Genomic DNA, 16,279 nt, shown 5'->3' with positions numbered 1-16,279 from the left:
ACACGAGCTTCGATCTCGGGTTTCAGATCCGGTCCGCCAATGCCGTCCAGGGCGACTGCCGCCTTGACGGCCTCGCATTGCGGCCAGCTGCGGGAGAGCCGGTCGAGGGGCAATCCTTGCCGCGATACCGCTGCATAGGCCAGACCCGTGGCTCGGTTCAATCCGCTGGCGACCGCCGACGAATAGAGCTTCCTTGCGTAGGCTGCCAAGTCCTTCTGCCCGCTCGCTCGCGCGAAATCGACGAGGAGCGAGGCCCATTCGAAATGGTGCCCCGGTTCGGTCCACTGCCCCTCGTCACCCGGCATCGGCAGCCAATCGACGTCGAAACGTTCCCCGAGCGTCCAGCTCTCCTGGTCAAAGAAATGGCACCGGAAGAGATCGATGACGCGTGCTGCTCGACGCAGATATGCACGGTCGCCGGTGGCGCCATGCCAGGCAAGGAAGGATTCCAGCATGTGCATGTGCGGATTCGAGAACCGCACTCCCTTCCAGCCGGGGGTCTCGAGGAAACCGTTTAGGCTGTCGTCCTCAAGATGGGAATCGACGAAACGGAATGTCTCTTGCGCAAGCCGCAAGGCATCCTGATGGCCGCATCGGTAAGCATGGGCAAGCGCCAGGAGCACGCAGGAATGGTCGTAGGCATCCTCCGTCGGGTCAGCCACACTGCCGTTTGCATTCAGCGTGCGCACCCAGCCGCCGCGGTCGGTCCGGCCGTATTTCGCGATGAAGTCGATGCCGTGGTCGATCAGCTTGTCGGCAGGTCCGTCCCAGCCGCGTTCCTTGGCCACCGCGAAAGCATAAATCTGGCGAGCCATCGTCCGCATGCGCTTGGGTTTGCCCAATGGCCTTGCATCGAAACCGAGAGCCTCGTGGAAGCCGCCATGCGCATCGTCGACACCTGCGGTGGACCACAGCGGCAGGGTTTCCTCGAAGAGCCAGTGCTCGACGCGCTTGCGCCATGCCCCGCTGATGATGACCCGGTCTTCCGACGCCGTGAACTTCGTTTCGAGGCGTCCGCTCTTCTCCAACTGCTCGACGACCTTCTTCACGTTCTGGCTGTGGCTGACGGGAGCGACGAATACCGCGTCCGGTGTCGCCACCACCGCCACATCCTTCATTCCGATGACGGTCAGCAGCCTGCCCTGGCTCCTGAGGTAGGAGCTGCCGCAATCCATGGCGACGACGTCGCCCATGATGACATTGCCATCGCCGTCCGTCGGGCTAGCTTCGAGCAGCGATTGCCACGATCCAAGGTCGTTCCAGCGGAAGGAAGCCGTAACCATCGCGATCCCGCGCGCACGCTCCATGACTGCGTAGTCGATCGATGTCGACGGGACGGCGGAGTAGAAGCCGTGGGGCAGGTAAATGCCCGACACGTCGGCCCGTGCGGTCTTGTAGGCACGTTCCGCGCTTTCCCATATGTCGGGTCGGAGATCGAGGAATGCTTGCCGCATCGTGTCGGCCCGAAACAGGAAGATGCCGGCGTTCCAGTAGAATCGTCCCGAAGACACATATTGGTCGGCTGTCTCTGCATTGGGCTTTTCGACAAAACGAGAAACGGCGGCAGCTCCGTCACCATTAGGCGAGACCTCGATGTAGCCGTACCCGGTTTCGGCGTGCGTCGGCTTGATGCCGAACACGACAATGCTTCCTGAATCGGCGGCCGGCATGCCCGCGTCAACGGTTTGCCAGAATTGCGTTTCTGTCGATATCTCATGGTCGGAGGGGACCACAAGCACCGGCGCGTCGCCGCCATGGCCGCAGATCGTGTGCAGGGTGGCTATGGCGACCGCTGCGGCTGTATTGCGGCCAACGGGCTCGAAAATCGGTTTGCCCCCGTTCAGGCCGAGCGGACCGATGTCCGAGATAACGCGGTCGGCGTGCCGTTCGGAAGCTATCAGGTAGATCGGCGCCTCACCCTGCGGCCGCGCCTTGAGGCGTCGGACAGTCTTCGCGAGCATGGAGCCGTCGCCCGAAAGGTCATGGAATTGCTTGGGATTGTCCTCGCGCGAGAGCGGCCACAGCCGTGAGCCAACGCCCCCGCTCATGACAAAACTGACGATCCGGTCCGGCATGGTCCAGTTCCTCTCAGAATGTCTGATTGTAGATCCCGACTTCTGGATTGCGGCGCAGCACCGCATCGAGAGCCTCGAACATCTCGCGACGTCGCTCCGGCGACACGGGGCTTTCCACCACGACGACAATTTCCGGTTTGTTCGACGAGGCCCTGACCAGGCCCCACGTGCCGTCCTGGGCAACGACACGCACCCCATTCACCGTGACGAGATTGGCCAGCGGCTGGCCGGCGAACTCGATCCCATCCCCCTTCATTTTTTTGAATTCCCCGACAACTTTCGCGACCACCCCGTATTTCACCTCGTCGGGGCAGTGGGGCGACATCGTTGGGGTGCCGAAGGTCAGCGGCAGCTCGCTGTAAAGGTCGGCGAGTGCCTTGCCCGGGTTACGGTCGAGCATCTCGCAGATGGCGATCGCGGTGAGGAGCCCGTCGTCGTAGCCGCGTCCGATCGGCGGGTTGAAGAAGAAATGACCTGACTTCTCGAAACCAGCTATGGCATTGAGTTCGGCGACGCGCCTCTTGATATAGGAATGGCCGGTCTTCCAGTAATCGGTGACAGCGCCTTTGGCGCGCAGAACAGCATCGGTGTTGAACAGCCCGGTCGACTTGACGTCGACGACGAAGGTCGAGCCAGGATGCTGGCTGGAAATGTCGCGCGCCAGCATGACGCCGACCTTGTCGGCGAATATCTCGTTACCCTCGTTGTCGACCACGCCACAGCGGTCGCCGTCGCCGTCGAAGCCGAGCCCGACATCGGCACCCGCCTCCAGAACCTTGTCCCGGATAGCATGCAGCATCTGCATGTCTTCGGGATTGGGGTTGTAGCGTGGAAAGGTGTGGTCGAGCTCTACGTCCAGCGGGATCACTTCGCAGCCAATGCCTTCCAGCACCTGCGGCGCAAAGGCGCCCGCGGTGCCGTTGCCGCAGGCAGCCACCACCCTCAGCTTTCGACCGAGGTTCTTTCCGGCGGTCAGGTCTTCGATGTACCTTTCACGAAATCCCGGCACGAATTCATAATTTCCCCCGCCTATCAGATCGAAATCGCCGTCCAGCACGAGCGCTTTCAGAGCTGTCATCTCCTCCGGGCCGAATGTCAGAGGCCTTTGCGCCCCCATTTTCACTCCGGTCCAGCCGTTCTCGTTGTGGGAGGCCGTCACCATGGCCACCGACGGAGCGTCGAGTGCGAACTGGGCGAAGTAGGCTGTGGGAGAAAGGGCCAAACCGATGTCCTTGACGCGCGCGCCGGCCGCCATCAGGCCGGAGACCAGTGCCATCTTGATGGCCATGGAATAACTGCGGAAGTCGTGGCCAGTGACGATGTCCGGGCCGACACCCATTCGGCGGATCAAGGTGCCGAGCCCCATGCCGATCGCCTGCACGCCCATCAGGTTGAGTTCGGGTTCTTTGTCCGAGCCTGGATGCCCGAACCACCAGCGCGCATCGTATTCCCGGAAGCCAGTGGCTTTGATGAGAGCACTGGTTTCGAAGGTGAATGTGTTTGGCGTGGCTTGGCCGATTATGTTCACGGTTGCGGTTTTCCGCTCTGCAATTGCGCGGAACAGTCGTAGCACGCTGCCAGACGCGGGGCCCTTGACGAATTGGGGGTAGCCCTAACGCCCTGTTCGCGCCCACTCATCCAATAGGAACACATCCCGCGCTCTCGAGTTGACAACGGGAGGACGAATTCGTCGGCTGGAAGCCGGCTTTTACCGCTCTCGTAGCGCGTCCTGCTTATATTTCGCCAGCGGCGAGAGAAAATAGCCGATGATACTGCGCGTACCAGTCTTGATCTCGACCGTCACCGCCATGCCGGGACCGAGCTTGACGAGTTTGTCATCCACCTGCATGTCCGTACGGTCAAGTGAAACGCGTGCTGCATATTCCAGTTCCTGACCTCTCGGCTCACTTTCGCTCTGCGATACGCCCGACGCAGGGTCGTTCGACGCGCTCTGTTGCCTGTCGCGAGTTATGGCGTCCGATGACACGCTGAGCACTTCTCCATGAAGAAGCCCGTAGCGGGTGAAATTGAATGTATCGACCTTGATTTCAGTCTTCTGTCCCGGATGGACGAAACCGATATCTCGGTTGGAGAGCATGGCCTCGATCTCGAGATGACTCCCACTCGGAACCACCACGGCCAGTGCCTGAGCAGGCGTCACCACGCCCCCCACCGTATGAACGGCGAGTTGTTGCACGACGCCATCGACCGGCGCGGTCAATTGTTGGAGCTTCGTGAGCCGCTCTGCCTTGATCACCTCCTGCTCAGCGCTCGCAGCCCTCTGCTCGGCTTTGGCGAGTGCGTCATAGGTCGCGCGCCGATACTCCGCGGCGGTCTTTTCCCTCGTTTCCTTTAGCAGTGCGATGGCCGCATCGGCTTCGCGCAGGCGGCCCTGCTCAAGTTTGAAATCCTGCTGAAGGCCGACCAGCTCCTGATACTCGGAGAGATAGACGACCTTCGAAGAAAGTGCCTCGTCGAGGAGCTTCTTGCGAATGTCGACTCGCTCCTGCAGCACCGGTATCGTCGCCTCGAGCTTCGCGCCGCTTGCCAATGTGGTCGATCGTTCCGCTTCCTTCTGATTTCGCTGGCGATCGATCTCGGCGAGCTTGGCGTCCTGTTCGGCGAGCTGACTGATCAGAAACTGACGATGCATCTCGATCTCCGCGGCGCTCGCCCTCTGCGGCGGCTGGAAAGCAGCAAGCGGATCCTCCGCGAGCGCCGCGCGCAGCCGCGCGACGTCGAGTTCGGCCGAAAGGAGTTCGCTTTTCTGGCGCTCCTGGTCGGCTTCCGTCATGGTCGGATCGAGCTCGATCAGAACGTCGCCAGCCTTCACGCTCTGTCCATCGCGTACGTTGATAGCGCGCACAACGCCCGCTTCGAATGGCTGGAGCACCTTGGTGCGCCCGTCTGGCACGATCTTGCCCGTCGCGGTCGCCACGATATCGACGGTGCCCAGCGACGCCCACACCAGCGCGAAGCAGAAGACCGCGATGATACTCGCCCCGATCGCGCGCCCGATCGGTGACGGCGGCGATTCAGTGATTTCGAGCGCCGCCGGCAGAAACGCAATTTCGTGCTCGCGGCGCCGAAGCTGGGCTCTGGGAAACTCGACGACATTTCGATTAGCGGACTTCATGGATGCCGGCTTGTAGATAGTGGAGGTTTGCGTAACGCCCGTTCGAGCGGATTAGGTCATCATGGGTACCGTCCTCGACGATACGGCCATGCTCGATCGTGATGATCCGGTTCGCGTGGCGCACGGTCGAGAGCCGATGAGCGATGACGAAGACGGTTCGGCCGGCAGAAATTCGTTTCATGTTCTGCTGAATGGCGCGCTCGCTTTCGTAGTCCAGAGCGCTGGTCGCCTCATCGAGGATGAGGATGCGCGGATCGGTGATGAGTGCGCGAGCGATTGCGACGCGTTGGCGCTGCCCACCGGAAAGACTGCTGCCGCGTTCGCCCACGATGGTGTCATAGCCCTCAGGCAACTCCAGGATGAAATCGTGAGCGCCGGCGAGCGATGCCGCCGCAATGACGCGCTCCATGGGCATAGCCGGATCGGCGAGGGCGATGTTCTCGCGAATGGAGCGATTGAACAGCACGTTATCCTGCAAGACAACGCCAATCTGGCGTCGAAGCCAGGTTAGATCGACCATTGCTAGGTCGACGCCATCGACCAGAACCCGCCCACTCTCCGGCACATAGAGCCGCTGTATCAGCTTGGCGACGGTGCTCTTGCCTGAGCCCGAGGAGCCCACGATACCGATGACCTGACCGGGCTCGACGCTGAACGACACGTCGTGCAGTACCTCGGGGCCATCGATGCGGTAGCGGAAAGTCGCATGCTCGAATGTCACCTGCCCGCGGATCGTCGGCAGTGCGGCCCGGCCAGGATTGAAGCTTGGCTCGGGAATGGTGTTGAGGATGTCGCCGAGACGATCGATCGACAGGCGGGCCTGATGGAAATCCTGCCAGATCTGCGCGAGCCGCAGCACCGGCATGCTCACTCGTGACGCCAGCATATTGAATGCGACGAGCCCGCCGACGGTCAGGTCGCCGCCGATCACGAGCCTAGCACCGAAGTAGAGGGTTGCGGCCACGACCAGCTTGTTGATCATCTGCACCGCCTGGCTCGCCGTATTGTTCAGGCTGAGCACGCGGAAGCTCGCGGTCACATAGGCGGCGAGCTGCTCCTCCCAGCGGCGCTGCATCTGCGGCTCGACTGCCATGGCCTTCAGCGTCTCGACCCCCGTGACGGTCTCGACAAGGAAAGCTTGATTCTCCGAGCCGCGATCGAACTTCTCATCAAGGCGCCGGCGAAACAGCGGTGCAGCTCCCGCAGAAATGCCGATGTAGAATGGGAACGACGCCAGAACGATCAGCGTCAAGAACGTCGTGTAATAGAACATCACCCCAAGGAAGACGACGGTGAAGACGAGATCGATGACAAGCGTGAGCGCCGAACTCGTCAGGAACTGGCGGATATTCTCGAGTTCGCGGACGCGTGCGACTGAATCCCCGACGCGGCGTGTCTGGAAATATGCGATCGGCAACGCCATCAAGTGACGAAACAGCCGGGCGCCGAGCTCGACGTCGATGCGGTTCGTCGTATGCGCGAACAGATAGACGCGCAGCGTGCCGAGAACAGCTTCGAAAACGGTCAGCGCGACGAGACCAGTGACCAGAACGTCGAGCGTGCTCATGCTTCGATGCACAAGCACCTTGTCGATGACCACCTGGAAGAACAGCGGTGAGATGACGGCAAATATCTGAAGGAAGAACGATGCGACCAGCACCTCGCCGAGAAGATGGCGATACTTGTGGACCGCGCCGAGAAACCAGCTGATATCGAATCGACGAGAGAGGTCCGTCAGGGCCGCGCGCCGTGTCATCAGGATGATGTCGCCGTCCCAGATGGCCTCGAGTTCCTCCTGCGTCAAAGAATAGGGTTGCGGTGACGACGGGCGCTGAACGATGAGTTTGTCGTCGAGGATTTTGCCAAGGATCAGGAATCTACCGTCCCGTAGCACGGCGATCCCCGGCAGCGGAGTAACCGCGAGCCGATCCCAGTTCGTCCTCTGTACCCTCGCCTTGAGCCCGAAATCCTTTGCACAGCGCAGGATTTCAGTGACACCTGCGCGCGCCGCGCCCATCCGGTGGCGAATTTGACCCGGATCGGCCGCGATACCATGGCAATGTAGCAATATCGCCAGGGCAAGTAGCCCTGAGTCGTCATTCTCAGAATCGTTGCTCGCCGACTGAGGCGCCAGATCGCGTCGATCGGCGACACGCGCACGCATCAAGGTATCGCGAGCGCGCATCAAGGCATTGCCTACACCTTGCGCCAGGTCACGCCCGCGGGAACTGATTTTGACGAATGCATGAACCACCCGATTTGCAACAGTCCCTGGTCCAACCAAGATCAAACGGCCATCCCAGATTGCTTCGAATTCAGCGCGCGTGATCTGCTTCGGACGGGACCAGGTTGGATCAAGCACAACCGCTGCCTTGTCGTTGACCTTTCCAAGGAGCAGAAACCCGCCATTCCGCAGCGACGCGATGCCGGGGAGCCGGACACTCCCAAGTCGCTTCCAGTTTGTCTTGCGCGAGCCGACCTTCAGCCCGAGCCCGCGGGCGCAGCGAATCATCGCACGGATGCCGATCGCATCGCCGCCACCGCAGCGATCGCGGATCTGATCGGGCTTAGCGGCTACGCCATGAAAGCGCAGGAACAGAGCCAGGGCTCGAAGTCCGAGGTCTGCGGCGTGGGCATTCTCGTTCTGCATCGCCATTCTGGCTTAACCCTTCGCGGATACACGTCCGCGTTCGATGTTCCTTCTCAGCATTCGCGAACTTGACGGTGCCGCACCAGGCGCTGAAGCCCCTGGTGCGGAGGCGATCAATGGTGCGGTCTGATCAGGTACCCGTCCTGAATCCAGTTGGCTCCATTCGACAAGGACGCCACGATCTGACCGTGATCGGCCCGGCCGGAGTGACCGGCCAGGTACTGGTTCAGCAGCGCAAAACTGTGGCTTGCCGGGGACGCTGTGGCCGGGCCGGTCGCATGCCGATGATCCGCCGTGGTGGCCGCAGGCCGAGGATCCGTTATGGCCATGGTCTGCGGCGAGGCTGTCGCGACCGCGCCGGTGGCCGGATCCTTCGCCGTTGCCGTCAACTTGAGTGTCGCCACCGGATGGGCCGAGCCCCTGTAGTTCGATTGCAGCGTCAATCCGCTGTCGACCTGCGCGGCCGTCAAGGTGATGTTGTCGCCCCTGAACGTCTTACCATCGAGTTTGTCGGTGATCGTCTCGTACCTCGGCAAGCCCGTTATGTTCACGGTCACGACATCGTTGGGGTCGGTCGTTGTTACCTTGACCCCCAGGTCGACCGTACCGCCTCCCCCGTTCACGTTGAGCGTGGGATCCGCGATGGTGAGTACCGGCGCGATCGATGATGGGGTGGTCGGGGTAGTCGGGGTAGTTGGGATAGTTGGGATAGTTGGGATAGTTGGGGCTGTCGATGAGGTCGCGACCTGGAGACCGGAGAAGGTCTTCACTGCGCCCGCAAGATTCGCAGCGACACCGCTTGCGTCCTTGATGCTCGCACCGTTCGTCAGGTTGACCCCGGTGATGCCGAGCGCCGAGGTATTGGTGTCCGTCGATGCGACCGTTGTGCGGAAGTTGAGCGCGCTCGTTCCGGAGCCGCCCACATAGGTGGCGGTCGCGCCATTGTTGAGCGATAGTGTCGGCGTGCCCGACACCGCCACGGCCTCGTTGAAGCCGAGTGTCAGCGTGACCGTGTCGCCGACGTGCTCGGTGCCGGTTCCCGGTGAGGCTGTGGCCTGCGTCACCGCCGGCAAGACCGGATCGATCTGCACACCGGAGAACGTCTTCACCGCCCCCGAGAGGTTCGCCGCGACACCGGATGCATCCTTGATGCTCGCGCCGCTCGGAAGATTGACCCCGGTGATGGCGAGTGCCGAGGTATCCTTGTCGGTCGAAGCGACCGTGGTGCGGAAGGTGAGCGCGCTGGTGCCCGAGCCACTGACATAGCTGGCCGTTCCGCCATCATTGAGCGACAGGGCGGGCGTGCCCGTGACGGTCACGGCCTTGTTGAAGGCTACCGTCAATGTGATGGCATCGCCGGCATGCTCGATTCCCGTTGCCGGTGAAGCGGCGACCTGCGTCACCGCTGGCTGGATGGTTGGCGCAGTCGGGGTCTGGGTCGATGAGGATGTCGAGGGAGTGACGTTGGCACCCGTGACGGTGTCGCCGCTGCCCGTCTTCTGATAGAGCTGAACGCCATCGATCTGCATGTGCATCGACGATGGGGTCGAGCTATCGAGAGCCGTGTGCCATCCGGCCACGTTGGAATTCGCGACCTGATTGCTCATAATCAATTGCATCGGTTCATTCGGGATCGGCACCTGCGCGCTGGTCACTTGCGCCATCTGTTTCCCGTCGAGATACCAGGTGATCGATTTTCCGGGGTCCCAGTTGATGCCGTAGGTGTGGAATCCGGCCGTGAGGTCGATGCCGGTATCGACCACGCCGCCGAACTCCCCTGACGGCGTGTGGAGGTGGTAGGAGAGCGCCTGGTTTGCCGGTCCCGAACCGGTGTATCCACCCTCCTGCATATCGATCTCGAAATTGTCGCCGCTGGTGCCTGCGCCTTTGCCAGGCATCAGCCAGAGGCCCGGCCATGCGCCGTTGCCGCTCGGCGCCTTCATGCTGATCTGAAGATAGCCGCCATTGAATTCGAAGTTGCCATAGCTGCTGACCGCGCCAGACGTGATCGGGAATGTCTGTGCGGTTCCCTGGTTCATACCACTAACGGGCTGTCTGATCGCGTTGAGATCCAGCAGCCCGTTGCTCAAGGACACTTGGCTCGGCAAATCGTAGTCTGCAGCATACGCCCCGCCCGGGCCGCTTCCACCTGATCCATCGCTGTTCCAGGCCCAGCCGTTGGCGGCGTTGCTGGTGATGTACGTATGCCAATCGCTATCGAGCGCCGTACCGGAGAAGTTTTCCTCGAAGACGAGGTCGCTAGAAGCAAAGCCTGCAGGTGCGGAAAGAGCCATTCCGTGATCCTTCTTTGGCGTTGAAAACAGGAAATTCCACTGCCGCGCATCGCCAAGGCGCGCGACATGTCATGTGCTCGCAGCTAGGCACGGCGAACGGATTTCAAAGTCGTGGAGATTTGGAAGTCCTCGCCCCAGACATTGCTGTCGAGCGAACCTAACGTTGACCTCGCCATCGGAGGGGAGTTTTGTCGACGGGAATGCTCGTCAGACCTTCGCTCTTGAACACATAAACGGTGTCGCTTGCCAACGCGCGCAAAGTGTCCGACGGTTCGAGCCGCAGCCCAATTGAAGATGAGCGCATCTCTCCCGGCGGATGCGCCGCCGAGCTTGCTGTCTAGTATAGGCACGGTAGTTCCTTAGTTTATTGCGTCTTTTTTGTTTTTCATTTCACCCGCGCCCCTAAGTAAAACACAGGCATTTCCGCTCATTTACTTATTCGCCCACACCGTCTTGCAGCTACTTGATTGATCATTCGAGGACGATGTACGAAACCCAGCCGGACCTTACCACGGTTTGCGGCGAGAATGAGGCTTGGTTAACGCTTATTAACACATTCCTAATATAACTTATAAACACATCCTAATATGGAACGTGATCGAACAGGCGTCCCCGAGACAGCCTTCCGGACGTCCTACCAAAACCGCGGCCGTCGGCTGAAATGTTGTTCGGCTTGGACGCCCGTTGGTTCGAGAGGGTCGTTCGCGTATGAGGTCCTCCAGAAGCACGGCCCGGATGTCTTCGGATGCTGTGTGGCGGACGAGCCGTCGAGTCTATTGGCGCTGCCGGCGCGGACGTTTGACCGTGCCGTTTGCGCGTCGATGCACCTGGCCGAGGTCGCCTTGCGGCGTTGACGCGCTCCAGTCTCGGCGGCGATGTCCGCATCATCCGCTTTCAATGATCGAAGGTGCAAGGCTGGCTCCGTTATCGAGCGCAGCCCCTCCAGCACCGGACAGACCGTTCAATCGCAGCCCCATCCAGGGGAAATACGATCGCTTGAGCGGCTTGTTGAAATGGCTGAAACGTGGCCCCAGGGCGCGAGGGCGGCGCTTGGTCGCCGCGGGCCGGCCCCGCGGATTGTCAAATTTGAACCGCGCAACCAGTCGCCAAAGCTCCACCTCGTGGCCGTCTGCTAGCCGCCTGGCGTGCTCTTTCGCCGCATCGTCGTCCGTGCAGGCAAGGTTGACCCCGCCCATGAATTGGCCGTCTTCGTTCAGAACGTAGACCCGATAATGCGGCATCGCTTGTCCCCATCGCCGACAACATTCTAGCAGTCAGCCTCGCTGTGGAACGCGGAGTTTTGGTTCCTATGAGCTATCTCCGATGGGCCGCGTGGACCCGCGACAGCAAATGTTGTGACAAAGCGCCGGCGACCCCGCCGAGGCGCGTCGTGGCGTAGGCGAACGCGGTAAGGGCAAAGCCCGCCATGATCGCCCCGGCCCGCCGGGCGGCGCCGACGTTGCCGCGCATAGCCGCCCTCAGGTCGCTCGCCACGGCGCGCGGCAGCACCTCCCGGACGTAGTGCCATTCGGCTCCAAGGCCGTCTTTGGGCCCTGCGAGACCCGTCAACACCGCCTTGGCGGTGCCCTCGACGAGGCAGCGATGGACGAAGTATTTCCACGTGGTGCGCTGGGCCGGCACAGAATGGAGCACATGCGCCGCTGGCCGATACGCCCAATAACCCCCAGGGTACAGGCCGGCGGCCCGAATGCAGAATTCCGTCTCCTCGCAGCTCTCAGCCTTGCCGCCGATCCTTGCTCGGCCGCTGACGGAGAATCCGAGCTTGCGGCGCCCGAGATCCGGCGCGAAGCCGCCGGCGCGCTGCAGCACGTCGGCGCGCACCGACATGTTGGCCCCGATCGGGTTGCGGATGCGCCCGTCCCGCACGTGCATGCCGGCGTAGGTGCAGCCCAGGACCCAGTGGAACTCGCCGGGCAACCAGGAGGGCGGCGGCACCTGCCACAGCGGCTCAACCGGACCGCCGGCCCCCAACACCGCCGGATCCCGATAAGCCTCCAATAGCTCCTCCAGCCAGTGCGGGTCGGCGACGGCGTCGTCATCGAGGAAGGCGATCACCGGGGCCGTGATGTATTCCGCTCCTGTCATGCGCCCGCCCGACAAGCCCGGTTGCCTGGCATTGGCGAGGACGGTGACGCCCGCAATCTCGCGCGCTGCGCGCTCTAGCAGGGCCTCGTTGTTGTCCACGACCACGACGATTTCACGTGGGGCATGCGTTTGGGTGCGGACGGACCCGACCGCACGCTTCAACTCGTCCCAGCGGTCGAGAGTGTGCGCGCAGATCACAACGGAGGCTTCGGTCATTGGATTTCCCGGGCGGTTTCTGGGGCCAAGCGGGTCGCGCGGGTCTGCGCCGCCCGGGCCGTCGCGGCTTTGAGGATGTTCCAGATCACGCTTCCATCATTGCGGATATCGAACTGGTCGTGTTCGTCGACGGGATAGCGTCCGCTGTCCTGCAGCGATACCAGCAGCCACACCATCCAACCAGCGCAGCTGGGATTATGGGCAAGCGTATCAACCCACATGGCGTAAGCCTCGGCGGAGTCCCGATTGGAGCGGGCATAGCCGAATTCCTCCAGAAGGACCGGCTTTTTGGCGCGGGCCGCCAACTGGCAGAACTCGTTGATCATGTCGTTGAATTGCTGGACCGTCAGCTTGTAGTAGAGCGGGTAGCCGTGCCAGGTCCCGAAATCGAGAGTCGGGATCGTCAAATCTGCCAGCTTCACCAGAATGTTGGCATTCCCTGAGCTGACAAGGTGATTGGGATCGAGGGACTTGACGTAAGCCGACATTTCGCCAGTCCAGGCCAACAGCAAGGCCTCCGGCTGCGCATTGCCTTCGTTCATCAGCTCCCAGGCCATGATGGTCGGGTCATCCCGGTAGGCGAGCCCGGTGAGCAGGTTGACGTGCTCCACGACGTGGCGGACCCAGGTCCTGTAGTCCCGCTTCGTGCGCGGGTCATCAAAGAAAAATGTGGACTCGTCGCGGCTCCCATACCAGGCCCGCATCTGCTGGGCGCCACCCGTGTAGGCCCAGAAATCCAGGAAGGCGATAATGAGCCTGAGGTGTCGCTTGCCGGCTTCGGCGATGAGGAAATCAACCTTCTGCATGCCGTTGGCGCCGTCATTGATTGCCATCCTGTTTTGGCTCGGATCCCAGTAGAGCAGGTATGTGCCCTTGACCGCGAGATTGCTGGCATCGCCTTCAACTCGCCAATCCCAGATCGTAGCGACGCTTCCGTCGAGGGACCCGATCACCGGCTGGAGAAAGACGCGGACCACATTGGCGCCCATCGCCACCGCGTCATCGAGTACGCGGGTGACCTCATCCTGCGAACCGAAGGTTACATAGTGGTTATTCACGCCGGTCACAAAGAATGGCTTGCCGTCGACCGTAAACTCCGTGCCGGAGGTCTTGATGAAGGACGCTGGCGACAAGTTGTCCGCGCAACTCACGGCTGCCGGAACAAATAGCAACGCGAACACCAGCACACGCAATCCGGCATTGCGCACCCCGTATTTCGCCCGTTGCCAGCCGACTATCATCCCTGCATGTGGCTCTCGCCGCGCGCTGAGTGCAATGGCCCCTAAGGATTACCCCCTCTGGCCTCGCACAGCCCGGCCGTCAATCGGGCATAGTGGTGCTTGGCCGATTACGGTCGCTCGAGAACGGACCCGTGTTGTCAGACATCGCTTCCAACCAAGAGTTCGGCCCTTCGCATTGGCGAGTCCGCGCGGTAGTAATAAGTGGGGAACTGAACGGGCTCGGTGTGGTCGACCGCAAGCACCCGGCGCTGTGGTCGCGATACGCCCGCCCGGTCCTCGCAGACGCCCTGCATGGCCATAGCTTAGTGGTCTTCCTCCGCGATCTCCGGTGGCGAATCGGCGAGCGGCCCTTCCTGGTGGCGCGAAGCCGATCCCGCCTCGCTCTGTCGTGGTGGATGGCTTCTGGCGCCGGGACGATCCGCTGCCGGCACTGGTGCATTGCCCTTGCGATGTGGCCGCGCGCTGTCGCTCTTTATCCGCCTCCCTGGCTCGCGAGCCCGCGGCGGACAGCTAGCAAGGCGCATCGCTCGAGGTGGTTCTCGTCAAAGCTGTCGCCATTTCGAAATCCGTCGTGAGAACAACAATGCGCATTTGCTTGAGTCTCGATCCGTCGCGGCTACTGCGGTGGCACCTCTGGCTGGCAGAAGCGCTTGCTGAGGTTCCCGGCAACGAGGTCTCCTGCGATTTCGCGGCCGGTCGCCGCCCACTACCGTTGATCTCCCGTCTGCTGCTCGAACTCGAACGACTGGTCTATGGCGTTCGCGGGAAAGGCGCCATCGACCCCGTCGAGGCGGCGCTGCGGTCCCTGCGGCCGCCTCCGGCCGACCAAGTGGATGTGGTGATCGATTTGAGCGGGGAGGAGTCGCTCCCGGCGGGGCGGCGCGTGCTCACCCCGGTCTTCAACGGCGTACCCGGCGAGATCGGAGTCATGGCGGCCTGGGTGAATCATCAGGACCTTCTCATCGACCTACATGACACGGCGCGCCCGTTGCGGCCTTGGACGGCGCGTCCGGCTAGTGCAGACCGTGAAGTGTTCGCAGCGAGTCTCGACAGCGCCCTTTCCTGCGCCGTGCCGCTCATCCTCAAAGCCCTGTGCGAGGAAACCGGTTCAGCTGCGTCCGGTAGCCCCGGTCCACGGACGGCAGTACCTTCGTTTGGCGCGCTTTCGGCGCTTGCAAGGGCGACCGGGACGGTTGCATCGAAGGCGATCCGGCGTCTGGACGCGTTGGCGAGGGGCGGCAGGATGTGGGGGATTGGCTGGCGCTTCGACGAATCGGCGAGCCTGCTCGACAAAGGCGAAGCAGCCTTCAGGATGCTCACCGGGAATGCCGACAGCTACCTTGCCGACCCGTTCCCATTCCGACACCAAGGGCAGGATTTCATCTTTGTCGAGCAGTACCTCTACTCGAAGAACCGGGGGTGCATTGCGGTCGTGGCAGTGAACCGGGACGGGACAGCCGGTGCATCCCGGATCGTTGTGGAGGAACCGCATCACCTCTCGTACCCGTTCGTGTTCGAGCAGAATGGTCAGATCTGGATGATCCCTGAATCGGGAGCGGCCAGGAATGTCTGCCTCTACAGGGCAGTGGAGTTCCCTTACCGATGGACACGGGAGGCCTTCCTCATGGAAGGCATTGAGGGCTACGATACCACGCCGCTCTGGCATGAGGGCGGCTTTTGGTTTTTCGTCAGCCCAAGGCTGTGGAGGTCCACGTCCTGGGATGCCTTGAGCCTCTACCATGCCGAGAGTCTGACCGGGTCTTGGACGCCCCATGCCGCCAACCCGGTCCTGCTCGATGCCAGGCTCAGTCGGCCCGCCGGAGCCGTCATCCGACAGGGCGGACGCGCGCTACGCCCGGTCCAAGACTGCGCGCGCGGCTATGGCGGCGCGGTGACGTTCTGCCAGATCGATGCGCTGGGCGAGTTGGAGTTTGCCCAGACCCCGATCGGTCGCATTTGGTCCGGAGCGTTGGGATGTCACACCTACAACCGCCGGTCCGGCCTGGAGGTGATCGACCTGTTCGGGCATATCCGGGGTTTGCGAGAGGTCACGACCTCGTATCGGTTGCTGGAGCCCGACCCGCCGGTCTCGGGACTGAGTGGGGTCTCGGAACCGTTTGGGCAGCCCCTCTCCTGGCCGGTCTCACCGGGTTAGCTATCCGCAGCCAAGGCGGTCGAGCGCAAGGTACCTCGCCTGCAAAGAGCCGGGCGCGCTCGAGCCCGCCAACACAGCTGCGGTGGTGGTATGAGCTGAAAACAACCTTAAGGGATACCCCCAAAGAGTTAATCATCTATCGTCTTTCCCTAACCATCCATCGTCCTTCCATTTCAATTCTTCACCGGTAATACTCGAACAACAACGAAAACTTTAGGGGCCGGCCACAAGCGTACTTTCAGGGTCGGCCACAAGCGTACCAATCTTCTTGCATCTCATCTTCATTTCATTTTGCCCGGGGTCCGCAAATGGTTGGAGTACATCCGTGGATGTGGCGGTTATTGGAACTGGTCCCTATGATTTGTGGCCGGCAGCGCATCTGTGTGCGCGCGATGGGGAGCACCGG

The 16,279-nt window shown here is 61.9% G+C and carries 9 protein-coding genes; 1 reads left to right on the top strand and 8 read right to left on the bottom strand.

The window, feature by feature from the left end; translation table 11 throughout:
• The 8 genes from ACWTU9_RS31545 to ACWTU9_RS31510 all read right to left on the bottom strand — a co-directional run.
• The coding region (locus ACWTU9_RS31545) for an AGE family epimerase/isomerase (protein ID WP_455861727.1) at positions 1 to 2,075 on the bottom strand (2,075 nt) is incomplete at its 3' end.
• Positions 2,076 to 2,088: 13 nt separating this feature from the next.
• Complete coding sequence (locus ACWTU9_RS31540) at positions 2,089 to 3,603, bottom strand: phosphomannomutase/phosphoglucomutase (RefSeq protein WP_455861726.1); 1,515 nt, start codon at positions 3,601 to 3,603, stop codon at positions 2,089 to 2,091.
• A 180-nt stretch (positions 3,604 to 3,783) separates the two neighbouring features.
• Positions 3,784 to 5,211 carry an HlyD family type I secretion periplasmic adaptor subunit gene (locus tag ACWTU9_RS31535; RefSeq protein WP_455861725.1) on the bottom strand — a complete coding sequence of 476 codons (1,428 nt, stop codon included), beginning with the start codon at positions 5,209 to 5,211 and terminating at the stop codon, positions 3,784 to 3,786.
• Positions 5,198 to 7,867: a type I secretion system permease/ATPase gene (locus ACWTU9_RS31530; protein WP_455861724.1), complete on the bottom strand. Its 2,670-nt coding sequence runs from the start codon at positions 7,865 to 7,867 to the stop codon at positions 5,198 to 5,200. The genes ACWTU9_RS31535 and ACWTU9_RS31530 overlap by 14 nt, the downstream gene beginning before the upstream one ends.
• A 107-nt stretch (positions 7,868 to 7,974) precedes the next feature.
• Complete coding sequence (locus ACWTU9_RS31525; RefSeq protein ID WP_455861723.1) at positions 7,975 to 10,155, bottom strand: family 16 glycosylhydrolase; 2,181 nt, start codon at positions 10,153 to 10,155, stop codon at positions 7,975 to 7,977.
• Positions 10,156 to 11,039: 884 nt separating this feature from the next.
• Positions 11,040 to 11,396: a hypothetical protein gene (locus ACWTU9_RS31520; protein WP_455861722.1), complete on the bottom strand. Its 357-nt coding sequence runs from the start codon at positions 11,394 to 11,396 to the stop codon at positions 11,040 to 11,042.
• A 73-nt stretch (positions 11,397 to 11,469) separates the two neighbouring features.
• Positions 11,470 to 12,477 carry a glycosyltransferase family 2 protein gene (locus tag ACWTU9_RS31515; protein ID WP_455861721.1) on the bottom strand — a complete coding sequence of 336 codons (1,008 nt, stop codon included), beginning with the start codon at positions 12,475 to 12,477 and terminating at the stop codon, positions 11,470 to 11,472.
• The gene (locus ACWTU9_RS31510; RefSeq protein ID WP_455861720.1) at positions 12,474 to 13,718 is read right to left on the bottom strand and encodes a glycoside hydrolase 5 family protein; all 1,245 of its coding nucleotides are present in this window, start codon (positions 13,716 to 13,718) and stop codon (positions 12,474 to 12,476) included. The genes ACWTU9_RS31515 and ACWTU9_RS31510 overlap by 4 nt, the downstream gene beginning before the upstream one ends.
• Positions 13,719 to 14,250: 532 nt before the next feature.
• Here ACWTU9_RS31510 and ACWTU9_RS31505 point away from each other — a divergent pair.
• On the top strand, positions 14,251 to 15,873 hold the full coding sequence (locus tag ACWTU9_RS31505) for a glucosamine inositolphosphorylceramide transferase family protein (protein WP_454590277.1): 1,623 nt from the start codon (positions 14,251 to 14,253) through the stop codon (positions 15,871 to 15,873).
• The last annotated feature ends 406 nt before the right edge of the window (positions 15,874 to 16,279 follow it).

The sequence above is a fragment of the Mesorhizobium sp. 128a genome, assembly GCF_053848025.1.
The sequence above is the reverse complement of the archived record's forward strand: the minus strand, read 5'-3'. Positions and strand labels throughout refer to the sequence as shown.

Bases quoted from the DNA above. Each gene is read 5' to 3' on its own strand.
- ACWTU9_RS31535 (WP_455861725.1), bottom strand. From the start codon at position 5,211: ATGAAGTCCGCTAATCGAAATGTCGTCGAGTTTCCCAGAGCCCAGCTT.
- ACWTU9_RS31530 (WP_455861724.1), bottom strand. From the start codon at position 7,867: ATGGCGATGCAGAACGAGAATGCCCACGCCGCAGACCTCGGACTTCGA.
- ACWTU9_RS31525 (WP_455861723.1), bottom strand. From the start codon at position 10,155: ATGGCTCTTTCCGCACCTGCAGGCTTTGCTTCTAGCGACCTCGTCTTC.
- ACWTU9_RS31520 (WP_455861722.1), bottom strand. From the start codon at position 11,396: ATGCCGCATTATCGGGTCTACGTTCTGAACGAAGACGGCCAATTCATG.
- ACWTU9_RS31515 (WP_455861721.1), bottom strand. From the start codon at position 12,477: ATGACCGAAGCCTCCGTTGTGATCTGCGCGCACACTCTCGACCGCTGG.
- ACWTU9_RS31510 (WP_455861720.1), bottom strand. From the start codon at position 13,718: ATGATAGTCGGCTGGCAACGGGCGAAATACGGGGTGCGCAATGCCGGA.